This window comes from Streptomyces sp. Tu 2975 (genome assembly GCF_009832925.1).
Lineage (GTDB): Bacteria > Actinomycetota > Actinomycetes > Streptomycetales > Streptomycetaceae > Streptomyces.
This window is the reverse complement of the sequence record NZ_CP047140.1, coordinates 6,106,402-6,122,900: the sequence shown is the minus strand read 5'-3', so window position 1 is coordinate 6,122,900 and position 16,499 is coordinate 6,106,402. Positions and strand designations below refer to the sequence as shown.

General features: G+C 71.8%; 16 protein-coding genes and 1 pseudogene. 9 read left to right on the top strand and 8 right to left on the bottom strand.

Annotation, left to right across the window (positions count from 1 at the left end; all coding sequences use genetic code 11):
* Positions 1–15 precede the first annotated feature (15 nt).
* Both GLX30_RS27170 and cobC read left to right on the top strand, forming a co-directional pair.
* Positions 16–573 carry a cobalamin biosynthesis protein gene (locus GLX30_RS27170; protein WP_244258291.1) on the top strand — a complete coding sequence of 186 codons (558 nt, stop codon included), beginning with the start codon at positions 16–18 and terminating at the stop codon, positions 571–573.
* A gap of 99 nt (positions 574–672) precedes the next feature.
* Positions 673–1,773, top strand: a complete 1,101-nt coding sequence (gene cobC / locus GLX30_RS27165) for an Rv2231c family pyridoxal phosphate-dependent protein CobC (protein WP_159693215.1) — start codon at positions 673–675, stop codon at positions 1,771–1,773.
* Positions 1,774–1,912: 139 nt separating this feature from the next.
* On the opposite strand, the gene GLX30_RS27160 is transcribed toward cobC, so the two are convergent.
* Complete coding sequence (locus tag GLX30_RS27160; protein ID WP_167306874.1) at positions 1,913–2,881, bottom strand: SCO1860 family LAETG-anchored protein; 969 nt, start codon at positions 2,879–2,881, stop codon at positions 1,913–1,915.
* Positions 2,882–3,290: 409 nt separating this feature from the next.
* Positions 3,291–4,376, bottom strand: a complete 1,086-nt coding sequence (locus tag GLX30_RS27155; protein WP_159693211.1) for an amidohydrolase family protein — start codon at positions 4,374–4,376, stop codon at positions 3,291–3,293.
* Positions 4,377–4,492: 116 nt separating this feature from the next.
* Between GLX30_RS27155 and GLX30_RS27150 the strand changes: the two genes are divergently transcribed.
* The 5 genes from GLX30_RS27150 to thpD all read left to right on the top strand — a co-directional run bounded on the left by GLX30_RS27150 (position 4,493) and on the right by thpD (position 9,232).
* Positions 4,493–5,593 carry an aminotransferase class V-fold PLP-dependent enzyme gene (locus GLX30_RS27150; protein ID WP_159693209.1) on the top strand — a complete coding sequence of 367 codons (1,101 nt, stop codon included), beginning with the start codon at positions 4,493–4,495 and terminating at the stop codon, positions 5,591–5,593.
* A gap of 416 nt (positions 5,594–6,009) precedes the next feature.
* Positions 6,010–6,540, top strand: coding sequence for a diaminobutyrate acetyltransferase (gene ectA / locus GLX30_RS27145; RefSeq protein WP_159693207.1), 531 nt, complete (start codon positions 6,010–6,012; stop codon positions 6,538–6,540).
* A gap of 92 nt (positions 6,541–6,632) precedes the next feature.
* The gene (gene ectB / locus GLX30_RS27140; RefSeq protein WP_159695275.1) at positions 6,633–7,901 is read left to right on the top strand and encodes a diaminobutyrate--2-oxoglutarate transaminase; all 1,269 of its coding nucleotides are present in this window, start codon (positions 6,633–6,635) and stop codon (positions 7,899–7,901) included.
* 32 nt (positions 7,902–7,933) lie between these two features.
* Positions 7,934–8,332: an ectoine synthase gene (locus GLX30_RS27135; protein WP_005319062.1), complete on the top strand. Its 399-nt coding sequence runs from the start codon at positions 7,934–7,936 to the stop codon at positions 8,330–8,332.
* A gap of 3 nt (positions 8,333–8,335) precedes the next feature.
* Positions 8,336–9,232, top strand: coding sequence for an ectoine hydroxylase (gene thpD, locus GLX30_RS27130; RefSeq protein WP_159693205.1), 897 nt, complete (start codon positions 8,336–8,338; stop codon positions 9,230–9,232).
* Between the two features lie 104 nt (positions 9,233–9,336).
* Here the strand turns inward: thpD and GLX30_RS27125 are convergent, their stop codons facing one another.
* On the bottom strand, positions 9,337–10,410 hold the full coding sequence (locus tag GLX30_RS27125) for an alkene reductase (protein WP_159693203.1): 1,074 nt from the start codon (positions 10,408–10,410) through the stop codon (positions 9,337–9,339).
* A 116-nt stretch (positions 10,411–10,526) separates the two neighbouring features.
* Here GLX30_RS27125 and GLX30_RS27120 point away from each other — a divergent pair, with 116 nt between their 5' ends.
* The gene (locus GLX30_RS27120) at positions 10,527–11,042 is read left to right on the top strand and encodes a MarR family winged helix-turn-helix transcriptional regulator (RefSeq protein WP_159693201.1); all 516 of its coding nucleotides are present in this window, start codon (positions 10,527–10,529) and stop codon (positions 11,040–11,042) included.
* A gap of 96 nt (positions 11,043–11,138) precedes the next feature.
* Here the strand turns inward: GLX30_RS27120 and GLX30_RS27115 are convergent, their stop codons facing one another.
* The 3 genes from GLX30_RS27115 to GLX30_RS27105 form a co-directional block, all read right to left on the bottom strand.
* Complete coding sequence (locus GLX30_RS27115) at positions 11,139–12,200, bottom strand: aminotransferase class V-fold PLP-dependent enzyme (RefSeq protein WP_159693199.1); 1,062 nt, start codon at positions 12,198–12,200, stop codon at positions 11,139–11,141.
* A 70-nt stretch (positions 12,201–12,270) separates the two neighbouring features.
* Entirely contained in the window at positions 12,271–13,002 is a 732-nt protein-coding gene (locus GLX30_RS27110) for a DsbA family oxidoreductase (RefSeq protein WP_159693197.1), read from the bottom strand.
* Positions 13,003–13,188: 186 nt separating this feature from the next.
* Positions 13,189–13,671, bottom strand: coding sequence for a GNAT family N-acetyltransferase (locus tag GLX30_RS27105; protein WP_159693195.1), 483 nt, complete (start codon positions 13,669–13,671; stop codon positions 13,189–13,191).
* Between the two features lie 100 nt (positions 13,672–13,771).
* Here GLX30_RS27105 and GLX30_RS27100 point away from each other — a divergent pair, with 100 nt between their 5' ends.
* Entirely contained in the window at positions 13,772–14,206 is a 435-nt protein-coding gene (locus GLX30_RS27100; protein ID WP_167306873.1) for a nuclear transport factor 2 family protein, read from the top strand.
* 28 nt (positions 14,207–14,234) lie between these two features.
* On the opposite strand, the gene GLX30_RS27095 is transcribed toward GLX30_RS27100, so the two are convergent.
* On the bottom strand, positions 14,235–14,843 hold the full coding sequence (locus GLX30_RS27095) for a DUF1349 domain-containing protein (protein WP_159693191.1): 609 nt from the start codon (positions 14,841–14,843) through the stop codon (positions 14,235–14,237).
* A gap of 5 nt (positions 14,844–14,848) precedes the next feature.
* Positions 14,849–16,314: pseudogene (locus tag GLX30_RS27090) on the bottom strand (aldehyde dehydrogenase (NADP(+))).
* Positions 16,315–16,499 lie beyond the last annotated feature (185 nt).

Sequence of the window (16,499 nt, the reverse complement as noted above, 5' to 3'; positions counted from 1 at the left end):
CCGGGGAGCCGCCTCGTGAACGATGCCATGGCCGGGTCGCCGAGCGGCTCCACGACCGGCCCGACGGCCGGCACGAGCGGAACCCGGACCGGTCCGACGGCCGGCACCACGACCGGCACGACGGCGGGCTCCGCCGCAGGGTCGGGGGGCCTCGTCGTCGGTGTCGGCGCGTCACGCGGCGTGCCGGCCGACGAGGTGCACGGCCTGATCGAGGAGGCGCTGCGCGACGCGCGGCTGCCCGCGGCCGACGTGGTGGCCCTGGCGACCGTCGACGTGAAAGCGGCGGAACCCGGCCTGCTGGGCGCCGCGGAGCGCCTGGGCGTTCCGCTGTGGACGTACAGCTCGGAGCGTTTGGCGCGGGTTCCCGTGGAGAACCGGTCCCGCGCCGCACTGCGTGCGGTGGGGACACCGTCGGTCGCCGAGGCCGCTGCACTGGCGGGCGGCGGCCAACTGCTGATCCCCAAAAGGCGGTCCGCGCCGTCGGGACGGCCCGCCGGTGTGACGTGCGCGATCGCCCGCCTGGGGTTGCGGACGTCGTCGACCACTGCCGTGACGCGGCCGCAGAGGACATGATGTCCGTGCGTTTGTTCACCTCTGTTCGATCCCTCATTGTTCGCCCCCACACCGAGGAGACTTCCGTGACCAGCTCTCCCCCACCACGGCACGGCAGCCATGTACAGGCACGCTGAGCACCCCGAGCGCCCGGAGGATCCGGCGCAGCGTTCCGACGGGCACGATCTGCGGCACCACGGCGACGCGGAGGTGCGGGACGGCGCGGCGGGTCTGATCGACCTCGCCGTCAACGTCCGTACCGGCACGCCTCCGAGCTGGCTGCGCGAGTGCATCACGGCTTCGCTGGGCTCGCTCGCCGCGTACCCGGACGGCCGGGCAGCCCGCGCCGCCGTCGCCCGCAGGCACGGGCTGCCGGAGGACCACGTCCTGCTGACGGCGGGCGCGGCGGAGGCGTTCGTGCTGCTGGCGCGCGCGCTTCCGGTGCGGCGGCCTCTGGTGGTGCACCCGCAGTTCACGGAGCCGGAGGCGGCGCTGCGCGACGCGGGCCATGCCGTGGAGCGGCTGCTGCTGCGCGAGGAGGACGGCTTCCGGCTCGACCCGAAGGCCGTGCCGGACGAGGCGGACATGGTCGTCATCGGCAATCCGACCAATCCGACGTCCGTGCTGCACGCCGCGGAGGACATAGCCCTGCTGGCCCGCCCCGGGCGCCTGCTCGTGGTGGACGAGGCGTTCATGGACGCGGTGCCGGGCGAACGCGAGGCGCTGGCGGGGCGGACGGACGTACCCGGCCTCGTGGTGCTGCGCAGCCTCACCAAGACATGGGGGCTCGCCGGCCTGCGGATCGGCTATGTGCTGGCGGAGCCGCGGACGATCGCTGCACTGGAGCGGGCGCAGCCGCTGTGGCCGGTGTCGACGCCGGCGCTGGTCGCGGCGGAGGCCTGCATGGGCCCGGCGGCGCTGGCCGAGGCGGAGGTGGCATCGCTGCGGATCACCGCGGACCGTGCCCATCTGCTGGCGGGGCTGGCCGAGTTCGAGGAGGTCCGGGCTGTGGAGGCGGCCGAGGGGCCGTTCGTCCTCGTACGGGTGCGGCGTGCGGCGCAGGTGCGGGATCGGTTGCGGCTGCTCGGTTTCGCGGCCAGGCGGGGGGACACGTTCCCCGGCCTCGACGACCAGTGGCTACGGCTCGCGGTGCGCGACCGCGTCACGACGAACCGTTTCCTCCAGGCACTCGACCAGGCGCTGACGATGGTCGGCCACTGACGGCACCGGCGCGCCACGACGCCGGCGCTCCCGGGCAGCTCCCGGTGCCCGGCGCACCCGGGTGCTGCCCGGGTACGGAGGTGGTGGCGGCCGGGACCCCTCTCCCATCATCGAGGGACCCGGCCGCCGTGGCCGGGCGTCAGCCCCTGGAGCGGCGACGACCGATGAAGGTCGCCGCGGCACCGGCGGCGAGCAGAACGGCCGCGCCGCCCGCGAGGTACGGCGTGGTGGAACTGCCGCCGGTCGCCGCGAGGTTGTCCTCGCCGGGCTGCTCGCCCGACTGGGCGGAGATCCCGTCGGCGGGCTTCTCGTCGGCCGGCTTGTCGTCCGCCGGCCTGTCGTCCGCGGGGGGCGCCGGCTCGGCCGGCTTCGCGGTCCCGCCGGACGACGCGCCGGGCGTCTCGCAGGTCGCCTCCGCGAGCGTCACCTCGCCGTCGACCTCGGCGACGTTCAGCTCCAGGGGGTTGACGGCGACCTTCAGCTGCAGGGCCGTCGCGGCGGCCGTACGGGACGTGGTGCGGGTCTTGGACAGCTCGAGGCTCACCTCGCCCACGCCGGGCACCGCGACGCGCGTCGGGCCGCCCGTGCTGAGGGTGACCTTCTTGCCGAGGACCCTTACCTTGCCCAGCAGGTTCGACTCGGCGACGGGCTGACGCCCCGTCTCGCAGACGGCCTTCGACGTGACCTGCTCGACCTCGATCAGCGACAGCAGCGGCAGACCGGGCACGTGCACCGTGGCGTTGACGAGATCGGTGCGGGCCTCGGCCTTGCCGCTCTCTACCGTGGCCTTCGAGGTCGCCACGTCCGCACGCAGCACCTGGACCTGCCCACCCTTCCCCACACCGTCCAATTCGACGCTCAGCGCGGTCTTCTCGGCGCTGCCGGGGGCCCGGACCTCGTTGAGGGTCGTCCTGAGCGGTACATGGACGGTCTTGTCGAGCAGGGAGACGTCCAGGCCGGTACGGAGCACCACCGCGGTGGCACTTCCCTCACCGCCGCCGGTGGCGTGGGCGGGGCCGGCGAGTGCCACCGGCGTGGCGGCCATAGCGACGGCGGCCGTCACCGCCGCGGCCTTGCGTGCGGGCGTGCGGAAGGTGTTGCTGTTCACGGTGGTGGAACCCCCACGGAGACATGGAGTCGCCTGCCGCCCCACGGGGACACGTGGACGGCGGCGACCGGGACACCGAAATCTTTACGCACGGAGAGTGAACCGACAGACACCTGACGTGAGTTCACCCTAAAGTGGGGTTTCCGCGTTCGTATTCGATTCTTGAGGCACGTGCGTTCCCCTACGGCGCACCTGTTACGGCCCAAGGGTGGTGCGCCGGTCCAGTGCCACGGGCGCGCGCGACGCCTCCCGGCAACGGGAGTTGAGTGCCTCAACGACCGCTGACCGCACCCGGTAACGCCCTGTCAACCTGGCGCCGCACCCTTCCACGGAACCGCCTCCCTGGGAATCGCCTCCGCGGAGGTCCTCCGCGGAGGTCCCCTTCCGCGGAGGTCCCCTTCCGCGGAGGTCAGCCGACGATCCGCCCGTCGAGGACGATCCGGCCCGGCGCCGCGAGCACCCGTACATCGGCCCGCGGGTCCTCGTCGTACACCACCAGGTCGGCCGGGGCGCCCTCCTCCAGCGCCGGGCGGCCCAGCCAGCTCCTGGCTCCCCACGTGGTCGCCGACAGGGCCTCGAGCGGCGGGATGCCGGCCTTCACCAGCTCGGAGACCTCCGCGGCCACCAGCCCGTGCGCGAGGGAACCGCCGGCGTCCGTGCCGACGAAGACCGGCACGCCCGCGTCGTAGGCCGCGCGCACGGTGTCGTAGCGGCGCTCGTACAGCCGGCGCATGTGGGCGGACCAGCGGGGGAACCGGGACTCCCCGCCCGCGGCGAGACCGGGGAAGGTGGCGATGTTGACCAGGGTCGGGACGATGGCGACGCCGCGCTCCGCGAACAGCGGGATCGTCTCCTCCGTGAGCCCGGTCGCGTGCTCGATGCAGTCGATACCCGCCTCGACGAGGTCGCGCAGCGAGTCCTCCGCGAAGCAGTGCGCCGTCACCCGGGCATCCAGCCGGTGGGCCTCCGCGATGGCCGCCTCCACCGCCCCGCGCGGCCAGCAGGCGGTGAGGTCACCGGCGTCCCGGTCGATCCAGTCACCGACGAGCTTGACCCAGCCGTCGCCGCGCCGGGCCTCCCGCGCGACGTACGCCACCAGGTCCTCGGGCTCGATCTCGTGCGCGTAGTTGCGGATGTAGCGGCGGGTGCGGGCGATGTGCCTGCCCGCCCGGATGATCTTCGGCAGGTCCTCGCGCTCGTCGATCCACCGGGTGTCGGAGGGGGATCCCGCGTCGCGGATCAGCAGCGTGCCCGCCTCGCGGTCGGTGAGTGCCTGCTTCTCGCTCGTCGCGGCGTCGACCGGGCCGTGGTGGTCGAGGCCGACGTGGCAGTGGGCGTCGACGAGTCCGGGCAGCGCCCAGCCGTGCACGGTGACCGCCTCGGCGCGGGGACGTTCGAAGGTGATCCGGCCGTCGACCGCCCACAGTTCGTCCCGCACCTCCTCGGGCCCGACGAGCACCCGCCCCTTCACATGCAGCACCGTGTGATCGCTCATGCCAGGAACTGTACGAGGCCCTCGGTACTCTCGAGCGAGAGCCCGAACACTGTCCGAACACCGTCCGGCCCTGGTGGGAACACCGTCCGGACGACCGAGAGAAACCGAGCACCGCCGTGACACACCCGCTGCTGGACCTCGCCCCGCTGACCGCCGCGCACTTCGCGTCCATCGAGCGCCGGGTCGCGGCGCTGCTCGGCACGGAACAGGACGTGGTCGTGATGCAGGGCGAGGCCCTGCTGCCCCTCGAGGGCTGCATCCGCGGCGGCGCGCACCCCGGTTCGACGGCGCTGAACGTCGTCACCGGCCCCTACGGCCAGACCTTCGGCAACTGGCTGCGCGACTGCGGCGCCGACGTCGTGGACCTCGAGGTCCCCTTCCACACGGCGGTGAGTGCCGAGCAGGTGGCGCAGGCGTTGGCCGAGCACCCGGAGATCGACTTCGTCTCCCTGGTGCACGCCGAGGCGGCGACGGGCAACACCAACCCCGTCGCGGAGATCGGCGAGGTCGTACGGGCGCACGGCGCGCTGTTCATGCTGGACGCGGTCGCGTCCGTGGCCGCGGAGCCCCTCCTTCCCGACGCCTGGGGCGTGGACCTGTGCGTGATCGGCGCTCAGAAGGCGATGGGCGGCCCGGCCGGCGTCTCCGCCGTGTCGGTGAGCGAGCGGGCCTGGGAGCGTATCGCCGCCAACCCGGCCGCGCCCCGCGGCTCGTACCTGTCGCTGCTCGACTGGAAGCAGCGCTGGATCGACGGTGGGCGCAAGGCCCTGCTGCACGCACCCGCGCAGCTGGAGATGCTGGCGCTCGAGGCGTGCCTCGAGCGGATCGGGTCGGAGGGCCTGGACGCCGTGACGGCCCGGCACGCGGCGGCCGCCGCGGCCACCCGCGCGGGAGCGTCGGCGCTCGGCGGCGGCATCGCCCCCTACGTGCACGAGGCACGGCACGCCGCCCCGGTGGCGACGACGCTGCGCGCCCCGGCCGGGGTGGACGCCCGTGACCTGGTGGCGAAGGCGCTCGCCGCCGACCCGTCGCTGCCGGTGCTGGCCGGTGGCGGCCCGCTGGCCTCGGAGATGATCCGGATCAACCACTACGGAGTGGACGCGACCCGTGGCGTGGTGCAGTCGTCCCTCGCGGCGCTGGGCGGCGCTCTGGCAGAGCACGGACGGTCGGTGGACCTCGATGGCGCACGCCGGGCAGCCGGCGAGAACTGGGACTGACGGCCGGGCGGCCCCGCTCCGGCGGGGCCTTTGCCCCGGCGGCGCTTCCCGGCAGGTTCCTCATACCGGTGCTCGGTGTCCCGCACAGGTCACACATAAACGCACCGTACAAATGCGAGAGCAAATTCACGTTCACTCCGGTAAATAGCTCCCCGCATTCTGCTGCCCCCGATCCCGACCGTTAAACGTAGGGATTCATATCGTTTTCGGGGCCGATTCAATCACGTGTCAACGGGGTTGCCGCCATGTGACCGACACCACACGGGGGCCGATATGCCCGGATACATCCGGGCAAACGCGCGCGATCGCCTGACGATTCGCAGCGAGCTCGCGCCCGCGCGATAACACAACGGCTCTCTGCACCCAACCCCCTGGCCCGATGCAATTCACGAATTTGCTGGGTAAATTGAATCGACATGACCGCCGCACAAGAAGACCTTGTACGAGCCCGAGACGAATTCCTTGAGATCGGCACCCCACGAGTGGAGGACGGAGCCGCGATCTGGCGCATCGCCCGCGACTCCGAGGTCCTGGACCTCAACTCCTCGTACAGCTACCTGCTGTGGTGCCGCGATTTCGCGGCCACCTCCGTCGTGGCCCGAGGCCGTGACGGCGAGCCCATCGCCTTCGTCACCGGATACGTACGCCCCGACCGCCCGGAGGCGCTCGTCGTCTGGCAGGTGGCCGTCGACCGTGCGCACCGGGGACGGGGGCTGGCCGGCGTCCTGCTGGACGCACTGACCGCCAAGGTCACCGGCGGACACGGGGTCCGCGAGATAGAGACGACCATCACCCCGGACAACACCGCCTCCGACGCCCTGTTCACCTCCTACGCCAAGCGCCACGGAGCATCCCTCAGCCGTGAGGTCCTCTTCGACGGCGGGCTGTTCCCGGAGGGGACGCACCAGCCGGAAGTGCTGTACCGCATCGGCCCCGTCGCCGCGTGACCGCCGCCGCGCGCCCTGTGCCGGCACGGCACCCAGCGCGCGCCGCGTCATCCCTGACCTCTCGCGCCCACCCCACCCCCATGGAGTTCGCTGTGACCATCACCCCGCCCGCCCTGAGCGTCTTCGAGACCCTCGAGTCCGAGGTGCGCAGCTACTGCCGCGGCTGGCCCGCCGTGTTCGACCGCGCCCAGGGCAGCCACCTCCACGACGAGGACGGCCACACCTACCTCGACTTCTTCGCCGGCGCCGGATCGCTGAACTACGGGCACAACAACCCGGTCCTGAAACGCGCCCTGATCGACTACATCGAGCGCGACGGCATCACCCACGGCCTGGACATGGCCACCACCGCCAAGCGCGCGTTCCTCGAGTCGTTCCAGAACGTGATCCTGCGGCCGCGTGACCTGCCTTACAAGGTCATGTTCCCGGGGCCGACGGGGACCAACGCGGTCGAGGCGGCGCTGAAGCTCGCCCGCAAGGTGAAGGGACGCGAGTCCGTCGTCTCCTTCACCAACGCCTTCCACGGCATGTCGCTCGGCTCGCTCGCCGTCACCGGCAACGCCTTCAAGCGGGCCGGCGCCGGTATCCCGCTGGTGCACGGCACCCCGATGCCGTTCGACAACTACTTCGACGGCCAGGTCCCCGACTTCCTCTGGTTCGAGCGGCTGCTCGAGGACCAGGGTTCGGGTCTGAACAAGCCGGCCGCCGTGATCGTCGAGACGGTCCAGGGCGAGGGCGGCATCAACGTGGCCCGGGCCGAGTGGCTGCGTGCGCTGCAGGAGCTGTGCCACCGCCAGGACATGCTGCTGATCGTCGACGACATCCAGATGGGCTGCGGCCGCACCGGCGGCTTCTTCTCCTTCGAGGAGGCCGGCATCGTCCCGGACATCGTCACCGTCTCGAAGTCCATCAGCGGCTACGGCCTGCCCCTGGCGCTCACCCTGTTCAAGCCCGAGCTGGACATCTGGGAGCCGGGCGAGCACAACGGCACGTTCCGCGGCAACAACCCGGCGTTCGTGACCGCCGCCGCGGCGCTCAACACCTACTGGGCCGACGGGCAGATGGAGAAGCAGACCATCGCCCGCGGCGAGCAGGTCGAGCGTGCGCTGCTCGCCATCGTCGACGAGATGGGCGGCGAGGGCGTCAGCTTCCGCGGCCGTGGCCTGGTCTGGGGCATGGAGTTCGAGGACAAGTCGCGTGCGTCCGCCGTCTGCGCCCGCGCCTTCGAGCTCGGCATGCTGCTGGAGACGTCCGGGCCGGAGAGCGAGGTCGTGAAGCTGCTGCCGCCGCTGACGATCTCCGCCGACGAGCTGGACGAGGGCCTGCGCATCCTGGCGCGCTCCGTCCGAGAGACCGCCTGACCACCCGTACAACCGAGAGGTGACGAACCACCGTGATCGTCCGATCGTTCAAGGACATCGAGAACACCGAGCGCCATGTGAAGTCCGCTTCCGGCACCTGGGAGAGCAAGCGCATCGTGCTCGCCAAGGAGAAGGTCGGCTTCTCGCTCCACGAGACCGTGCTCTACGCGGGTACGGAGACGTCGATGTGGTACGCGAACCACATCGAGGCCGTGCTCTGCGTGGAGGGTGAGGCCGAGCTGACCAACGACGAGACGGGCGAGACCCACTGGATCGAGCCCGGCACGATGTATCTGCTGGACGGGCACGAGAAGCACACCATGCGCCCCAAGACCGACTTCCGTTGCGTCTGCGTCTTCAATCCCCCCGTCACCGGACGGGAGGACCACGACGAGAACGGCGTCTACCCGCTGCTGACCGAGGAGGGCTGAAAGATGACCACCGCACCCGCACGCACCGACCTGTACCCGACGCGTGGCGCCAGCGAGGTGCTCACCCCCCGCAAGGACCCGGTCGTCTGGTCGGCGCCCGGCGCCCCGGGCCCGATCGCCACGGCGGACCTCATGGGGTTCGAGCGGGACGGCTTCCTCACCGTCGACCAGCTGATCAGGGACGACGAGGTCGCCGTCTACCGCTCCGAGCTGGAGCGGCTGATCAGCGACCCGGCGGTGCGCGCCGACGAGCGCTCGATCATCGAGCCGAAGTCGCAGGACGTGCGGTCGGTCTTCGAGGTCCACAAGCTCAGTGAGTTGTTCGCCGCGCTGGTGCGCGACGAACGGGTGGTGGGCAGAGCCCGGCAGATCCTGGGCTCCGACGTGTACGTCCACCAGTCCCGTATCAACGTGAAGCCCGGCTTCGGCGCCTCCGGCTTCTACTGGCACTCGGACTTCGAGACGTGGCACGCGGAGGACGGCCTGCCGAACATGCGCACCGTCTCCGTCTCCATCGCGCTGACCGAGAACTTCGACACCAACGGCGGCCTGATGATCATGCCGGGGTCGCACAGGACGTTCCTCGGCTGCGCGGGCGAGACGCCGAAGGACAACTACAAGAAGTCGCTGCAGATGCAGGACGCCGGCACACCGTCCGACGAGGCGCTCACGCGCTTCGCGGACGACCACGGCATCCGGTTGTTCACCGGCCGGGCCGGGTCGGCGACCTGGTTCGACTGCAACTGCATGCACGGCTCCGGCGACAACATCACGCCGTACCCCCGCAGCAACGTCTTCATCGTGTTCAACAGCGTGGAGAACACGGCGGTCGAGCCGTACGCGGCGCCGGTGCCGCGGCCCGACTTCATCGGTGCGCGGGACTTCACTCCGGTGCGGTGACCGCACGGCACACGCGCGGGCGGGCCGGACTCCCTGGGCGTCCGGCCCGCCCGCGTCCGCGTCGGCGCGGCTGCCGCCGGTCGCTCGCCCTCTTCCGGATCAGGTCAGCCGGTCAGCGCCGGGTAGTCGATGAAGCCCTTGTCGTCGCCGCCGAAGAACGAGGCCGGGTCCGGGGTGTTGTACGGGCCGCCGGCCGCGAGGCGGGTGGGCAGGTCCGGGTTGGCGAGGAACAGGGCACCGTACGAGATCACGTCGGCGATGCCGTCCTCGACGAGCGTCAGGGCGTCGTGACCGGTCGGGCCGTCGGTGGCGGCGTTGAGCACGATCGTCCCGGAGAACTGCTTGCGCAGCGTCTGGGTGAGCTCCCGCAGTTCGGGGGCGGTCTCGATGATGTGCAGGTACCCGAGGCCGAGCGGCTCGAGCTTCTGGACGAGCGCGGTGTACGCGGCCTCCGGCTCGGGCTCGTCGATGTCGTTGTACGGGTTGGAGGGTGAGATCCGCAGGGCGGTGCGCTCGGCGCCGATCGCGGCGGCGACCGCCTCGGTCACCTCGACGGCGAAGCGGATGCGGTTCTCCACGGAGCCGCCCCACTCGTCGGTGCGGCGGTTGCTGCCGGGCGCGAGGAACTGGTGGATGAGATACCCGTTCGCGCCGTGCAGCTCGACTCCGTCGAAGCCGGCCTCGATCGCGTTGCGCGCAGCGGACACGAAGTCCTCGATGGTGGCCCGGATCTCCTGCGCGGTCAGTTCCCTGGGTACGACGAAGTCCTTGGGTCCCTCGTGCGTGTAGACCTGCCCCTGCGCGGCGACGGCTGACACGCCCACCGGGACGAGCCCGTCGGGCAGCAGTACGGGGTGGCCGATCCGGCCGGCGTGCATCAGCTGGGCGAAGATCGTGCCGCCCTCGCGGTGCACGGCGTCGGTGACCTCGCGCCAGGCGGTGACCTGCTCGGCGCTGTGCAGCCCCGGGGTGTCCGGGTAGCCCTGGCCGACCACGGAGGGCTGGGTGCCCTCCGTGATGATCAGGCCGGCGGAGGCGCGCTGCCGGTAGTACTCCACGACGGAAGGCGTCGGTGTGAGGCCGGGGCCGTAGGCGCGGCTGCGGGTCATCGGCGCCATGGCGATGCGGTTGCGCAGGTGCTTGCCGGCGAGCTGGATCGGGTCGAATGCGGTGGTCACGGTGAGCCCCCAAAAATTATGTGGTCGGCCAAGTAATCGGCTTCGGCGCCACTGTAGCGCATTCATTGGCCGACCAAGGTAATATTCTGGACAGGGACGACGGCCGAGGAGACACCATGTCCACAGCAGAGGAGGCACAGGGCGACCCCGCGTGCACCGGACAGCTGCCGCACGCCGCGAGCAGCGGCCCCGTCAGCCACGCCGTCTCCCGGGTGGCGCGGCTCCACCGCATCGCCGCGGGCAAGCTGCTCAAACGGCTGGGCCTCTACCCGGGCCAGGAGTTCGTGATGATGCGCCTGTGGGACGCCGGGCCGGTGCGCCAGTCGGAGCTCATCAAGGCCGCCGACCTCGACCCGTCGACCGTGACCAAGATGCTCCAGCGCCTCGAGCAGTCCGGCCACGTCCGCCGCCGCCCGGACCCGGACGACCGCCGTGCGGTCCTCGTGGAGGCGACGGAGCGGAGCTGTGCGCTCCTGTCGGACGTGTCGGCGGCCTGGGCGGAGCTGGAGGAGCACACGCTCCGCGGACTGGACGAGGACGATCGGCGGGAACTGGCGCGCCTACTGTCCAGGGTCGAGACGAACCTGTGCACGGAGACGGCCGACTGCCCGGAACGCCGCGGCGGGGACTGACCCGGCTTCGGCGCCGGCCGGCACGCGACCGCCCGCCGCCGCCCGCCCGGCACCGCGCCTCGCCCGACCGGAACCGCGCGGGCCCGGCGGCGCACCCTAACCGGCGAGGCGGTCCAGCACGCGTTCCACGTCGGCGGGCGAGTTGTAGAGGTGGAACGAGGCGCGCAGATTGCCCGCGCGTTCGGAGAGCAGGATCCCGGCCCCGGCCAGCTCCCCGGCCCGGTGGCCGAGGCCGGGCACGGCCACGATCGCCGAGTCCGCGGGCACCGGCTCATGGCCCAGCTCCACGAGACCGGCCCTGAACCGCCGTGCCAGCGCGATGTCGTGGGCCCCGACCGCGCCGATGCCGACCTCCTCCAGCAGGGCGAGTGACTGCTCGGCGCCGTGGTACGAGAGGAAGGCAGGGGGCTCGTCGTAGCGGCGGGCCGAGGCGGCGGTCTCCTCGATCGGGCCGTACGTCGTCTCCCACAGCCGTTCCGCGGCGAAGGTCCCCGCATGCAGCGGCGGCAGCGCCTCCTGCGCGTCCTCCGTCACCGTCAGGAACGACACCCCGCGCGGGCAGAGCAGGAACTTGAAACCTCCGGTGACCGTGTAGTCCCAGTCCCCCGCCGCCAGCGGCTGCCAGCCGGCCGACTGGCTGGCGTCGAGGAGCGTACGGGCCCCGTGCGCCGCGGCGGCGGCGCGCACGGCCGCCATGTCGGTGACCCTGCCGTCGGCGGACTGCACCGACGAGAACGCGACGAGCGCGGTGCCGGGGCGGACCGCGTCGGCCAGCCTCTCCAGCGGCGCGAACCGCGTCTTCAGGTCGCCCCTCACGGTGAACGGCGTGATCACGGAGGCGTACTCCCCTTCGGGGAACAGCACTTCGGAGCCCGGCGGCAGAGAAGCCGCGATCAGCCCCACATGGACGGAGACCGAGCCGCCGACGGCCACCCTCTCGTGAGGCACGCCGGCGATGCGGGCGAAGGACTCGCGGGCGGCGGTCACGCTCGGGAAGTCGCCCGCGCCGCCCGGCCGTCCGTCGGCCAGCTCCTGCGCCAGCGCCGCCACCGCACGGACGGTACGGCGCGGGAGCAGCCCGCAGCTCGAGGTGTTCAGATACGTCGTCGTGGGCGCGAACTCGCCACCGGCCGTGGGCTCCAGGATCTGCGTCTCCATGGGATCACCCTGCGGTCCCGGGCCCTGCGGGTCAATCACGCCCTGCTGGACAGAACCGTTCAGCGGCGCTTCACGAAGCCGGCTGCGCTGCGTCGGCCGCCGCGGGGACCTCGCAGGCACTGTCGGCGTCGCAGACGGCCGCGTCGGCGTCGGCGGACGCGATCTCCCGCCCCTGCCAGGCCTGCTCCAGCGCCTGCGTGAACAGTTCGGCAGGCTGCCCGCCCGACACCCCGTACCGCCGGTCGAACACGAAGAACGGCACGCCGGTGGCACCAAGCTCCGCCGCTTCGCGCTCGTCGGTCCGTACGTCGTCGGCGTAGGCGCTCACGTCCGCGAGGACCCGGCGTGCCTCCTGCTCGTCGAGGCCCGCCTCCACGGCGAGCGCGACGAGCACGGCCGGGTCGAAGACGGACCGCTCCTCCGCGAAGTTCGCCCGGTAGGCGAGGGTGAGGAGCTCGTCCTGGCGGCCTCGGGCCTTGGCGAGGTGCAGCAGCCGGTGGATGTCGAAGGTGCTGCCGTGGTCGCGGCCCTCGACGCGGTACTCCAGCCCTTCGGAGCGGGCGTTGGACGCCACGTGCTCCTCCATGGCCCGCGCCTCGTCGCGGGTACGGCCGTACTTCTTCGCGAGCATGTCGACGACCGGAGCGGTGTCGCCCCTGTCGCGGCCGGGGTCGAGTTCGAAGGAGCGGTGCACGACCTCGACCTCGTCACGGTGCGCGAAGGCGTCGAGGCCCTTCTCGAAACGGGCCTTGCCGATGTAGCACCAGGGACAGGCGATGTCGGACCAGATCTCGACGCGCATGCTTCTTCATCACTCCAGGGTCGTGCCGGCCGGCGGCGCCGGGCGCGGTCCGCCCGGGCTCGCCGGGCGGGGTCGGTGGGACGGACGGGGCGGGGCGCCTCCGCAGGCACCTCAACAGGGGACGGGCCCGCCTCATTCCGCGGGAGGCCGCCGCGGCCCCGCGGGGCGGACGATCATCGGCTCACGTCATTTCCCCTGCTCGTCCGCCGGCACCGTGAAGCGGAGGACCAGGTGGTTCCCGGCGAGCGGCTCGTCGGGGTCCGGGTACCAGCCGTGGTGGGTGTAGAAGGCCTGGGCCCGCTTGTTCTCCCGGAAGACCTCGAGGCGGGCGGCCGGCACGCCCGCGCGCCGCCACGCCTCGACGCAGGCGGCGTGGAGCTCGGTACCGACGCCGGCGCGCCAGCGCGCGGGGGCGACGTGGAGCTGCGAGAGCGTCATGACGCCGTCGACCTCGCCGAACGCGGCCGTGCCCGCGACGACGCCGTCCCGCTCCGCGCACAACACCCTGCCCTGCCTGATCGCCCTCTCCCAGCCGGTCCGGGTGCGGGCACGCTCGGCCGGACCGTCGAAGGCCTCGTCGGGGATGTGGCCCCGGTAGTAGGTGGCGCGCGCCTCGGCGTGCAGGGCGGCTATGGCGTCGAGGTCCGCGGGCGTGGCAGTTCTGATCATGTGCCAGGGGACGCGACGGCGGGCGGGCGCGGTTGCGGACCTCCCCGAAGTGCCCGGTCTCCCTTGACCTCGACCGCGGTCGAGGGTGAACGCTCAGGGCATGACCACACATCAGGATCACATCGAGATCGGCCTGCTCGTCACCCGTTTCTTCCGGGCCATGGACGAGCGCGCGTTCCCGTCGGGCTGGGCACGCGACTTCCTGACCGACGACGCGCGCATGGTCGCCCCCGTCGGGGTGTTCGAGGGCGCCGAGGCCGTGCGCGGTACGGAGGAGGCCCTCAAGAGGTTTGCCCGCACGCAGCACATGGCCTCCGACCTGCTGACCGACGTCGACGCCGGGTCGGACACGGCCAGGGCGTCCTGGAACGCGCTGATGGTCCACATCCACCACGAGGGTGACGATCCGCTGTTCACCGTGGGCGGTCGCTACGAGGCGGAACTGCGCCGGACCGAAGAGGGCTGGCGCTTCAGCCGGATGGCGGTCGAGGCCGTCTGGACGACGGGACGGCCGCCGGTGCTGATTCCGGCGTGAGACGCCCGGGTGGGGCGCCTCCCGTGCGTCAGGAACCGTCCCGCAGCCCTTCCGGCCAGCTGTCGCGGTACTCGATGCGGTCGAAGGAGACCACACAGCCCTCGCCCACCGGCGACTGGGCCATGAAGCCGACCAGGGCCGCACCGGCCCGGTCCTCGTCGCCGAGCGTGAAGATGCGGACGAAGGTCCACTTCTCGCCGTCGGTGGAGGCGTGGAAGGCGAACGCCTTTCCGGTACGGCTGATGCGCAGCCAGACGCTGTCACCGTCGACCACGAAGGAGTTGGCGTCGTCGGAGTGGCCGCGGGTGACGACCGTGCAGACCGTCGGCCTGTCCGGGGACAGTTCCAGGCAGAGCTTCGCCCACTCCTGCTCGGTGACGTGCAGGTAGAGCACGGCGGCGTCGAAGGCCGCGGCGAAGCCGGCCTTGACGCGGGCGATCAGCTGGAAGTCGCCCTCCGGCGCGCCGAGGAGGCGGGGCGCGTCGGAGGCCGGTTCCAGGGCGTGGCCGGTCGGCGGGACGAAACGGTCCTGGCGGGGGCCGGCCCAGGCGGTCAGCACACCGTCGTCGTAGGACCAGTCCGCCTCGGGCCCGTATGCGCGTAGGGGAAAGGGGAGGTCGGGCAGCTTCAGTTCCATGCGGGTCAGTGTTGCAGGCGGCCGTTCACGCGCCGGGGAAGTCCGAGCGGGTTGTCGTCACGCAGTTCCGGCGGGAGCAGGGCCTGGGGGGTGCTCTGGTAGGCGACCGGGCGGAGCCAGCGCTCGATCGCGGTGGCGCCCACGGAGGTGGAGGTGGAGGTGGTCGCCGGATAAGGGCCCCCGTGGTGCTGGGCCGGGGCCACCGCGACACCGGTCGGCCAGCCGTTGACCAGGACCCGGCCGGCCAGCGGCGTCAGCCGGCCCAGCCACTCACCACCCCGGCCCTCACCACGACTCTCCGCCGTGGACAGATGCACCGTCGCGGTCAAATTGCCCGGCACCCGCGCCAGCACCGCATCCACCTGAGCCTCCTGCCGGTAACGGACCACCACCGTCACCGGACCGAAACACTCCTCCAACAGCACATCATGCGCACCCGGCCCCGTCAGCCGATCCGCCGGCACGGTCATGAACCCCGCCCGCACCCCCCGCTCACCCTCCCCACCCGGCTCCACCGGACACTCCACATCCACCAGCGCCGCCCGCTGTGCCACCCCCGCCACGAACGAGTCCCGCATCCGCCCGTCCAGCAACACCCCCACCGGCGCCTGCGCCACCACCCCCGCAAGCGCCTCCACCAACCGGTCCCCCTCCCCCGACGCCGGCACCAGCACCAACCCCGGCTTCACACAGAACTGCCCCACCCCAACGTCATCGACCCCCCAAGACCCGCACCGATCTCCTCCGCCCGCTCCGCAGCAGCCCCCTCCGTCACCACCACCGGATTGAGCGACCCCAACTCCCCATGGAACGGAATCGGCACCGGCCGCCCCGCCGCCGCATCGAACAACGCCCGCCCACCCCGCACCGACCCCGTGAACCCCGCCCCCGCCACCAGCGGATGCGCCACCAACGCCACCCCCGCCTCGAAACCGTGCACCAACCCCACCACACCCTCCGGCAGACCCCACAGAACCGCAGCCCGCCGCAACACCCCCGCCACCCGCTCCGACAACCCCGGATGATCCGGATGCGCCTTCACCACCACCGGACACCCCGCCGCCAACGCACTCGCCGTGTCCCCACCCGCCACCGAGAACGCGAACGGAAAATTCGACGCCGCATACACCGCCACCACACCCAACGGCACCTTGAACCGCCGCAGATCCGGCACCGGCGGAACCGCCCCCGCATCAGGATGATCAATGATCACCCCCAGGAACGACCCCTCCTCCACCACCTCCGCAAACGCCCGCAACTGATAACACGTCCGCGCCAACTCACCACGCAACCGCACCCCACCCAACGCCGTCTCCGCGTCCGCCACCTCCACCAACGAAGCCGACGACTCCTCCAGCAGATCCGCCGCCCCCCGCAAGAACCCCACCCGCACCCCCCGATCCACCAACGAACCCCGCGCCTCCCACGCAGCCCGCACCACACCGTCCACCACCCCCGCGGACGCCTCCACCCCCACCCGCTCCCACCGCTTCCCGCTACGAGGGTCGACACTCCAGACTGGTGCTGCTGCCACGGCGGTTTCCTTCCGGTCTCTGCCACCCACCGGACTTGTTCGGTATTCTGAACAGCGTTCCTGGTGGTGAATATGCTGGGGACTCTATTTCCGGGCGTTCCGCACGGTCAAGAAGGGGCGTA

What these genes read in the sequence shown, in the direction of transcription:
- thpD (WP_159693205.1), top strand. Translation starts at nt 8,336, where the DNA reads ATGACCACCGCACCCGCACGCACCGACCTGTACCCGACGCGTGGCGCC.
- GLX30_RS27100 (WP_167306873.1), top strand. Translation starts at nt 13,772, where the DNA reads ATGACCACACATCAGGATCACATCGAGATCGGCCTGCTCGTCACCCGT.
- GLX30_RS27110 (WP_159693197.1), bottom strand. Translation starts at nt 13,002, where the DNA reads ATGCGCGTCGAGATCTGGTCCGACATCGCCTGTCCCTGGTGCTACATC.
- cobC (WP_159693215.1), top strand. Translation starts at nt 673, where the DNA reads ATGTACAGGCACGCTGAGCACCCCGAGCGCCCGGAGGATCCGGCGCAG.
- GLX30_RS27105 (WP_159693195.1), bottom strand. Translation starts at nt 13,671, where the DNA reads ATGATCAGAACTGCCACGCCCGCGGACCTCGACGCCATAGCCGCCCTG.
- GLX30_RS27155 (WP_159693211.1), bottom strand. Translation starts at nt 4,376, where the DNA reads ATGAGCGATCACACGGTGCTGCATGTGAAGGGGCGGGTGCTCGTCGGG.
- GLX30_RS27115 (WP_159693199.1), bottom strand. Translation starts at nt 12,200, where the DNA reads ATGGAGACGCAGATCCTGGAGCCCACGGCCGGTGGCGAGTTCGCGCCC.
- ectA (WP_159693207.1), top strand. Translation starts at nt 6,010, where the DNA reads ATGACCGCCGCACAAGAAGACCTTGTACGAGCCCGAGACGAATTCCTT.
- GLX30_RS27120 (WP_159693201.1), top strand. Translation starts at nt 10,527, where the DNA reads ATGTCCACAGCAGAGGAGGCACAGGGCGACCCCGCGTGCACCGGACAG.
- GLX30_RS27095 (WP_159693191.1), bottom strand. Translation starts at nt 14,843, where the DNA reads ATGGAACTGAAGCTGCCCGACCTCCCCTTTCCCCTACGCGCATACGGG.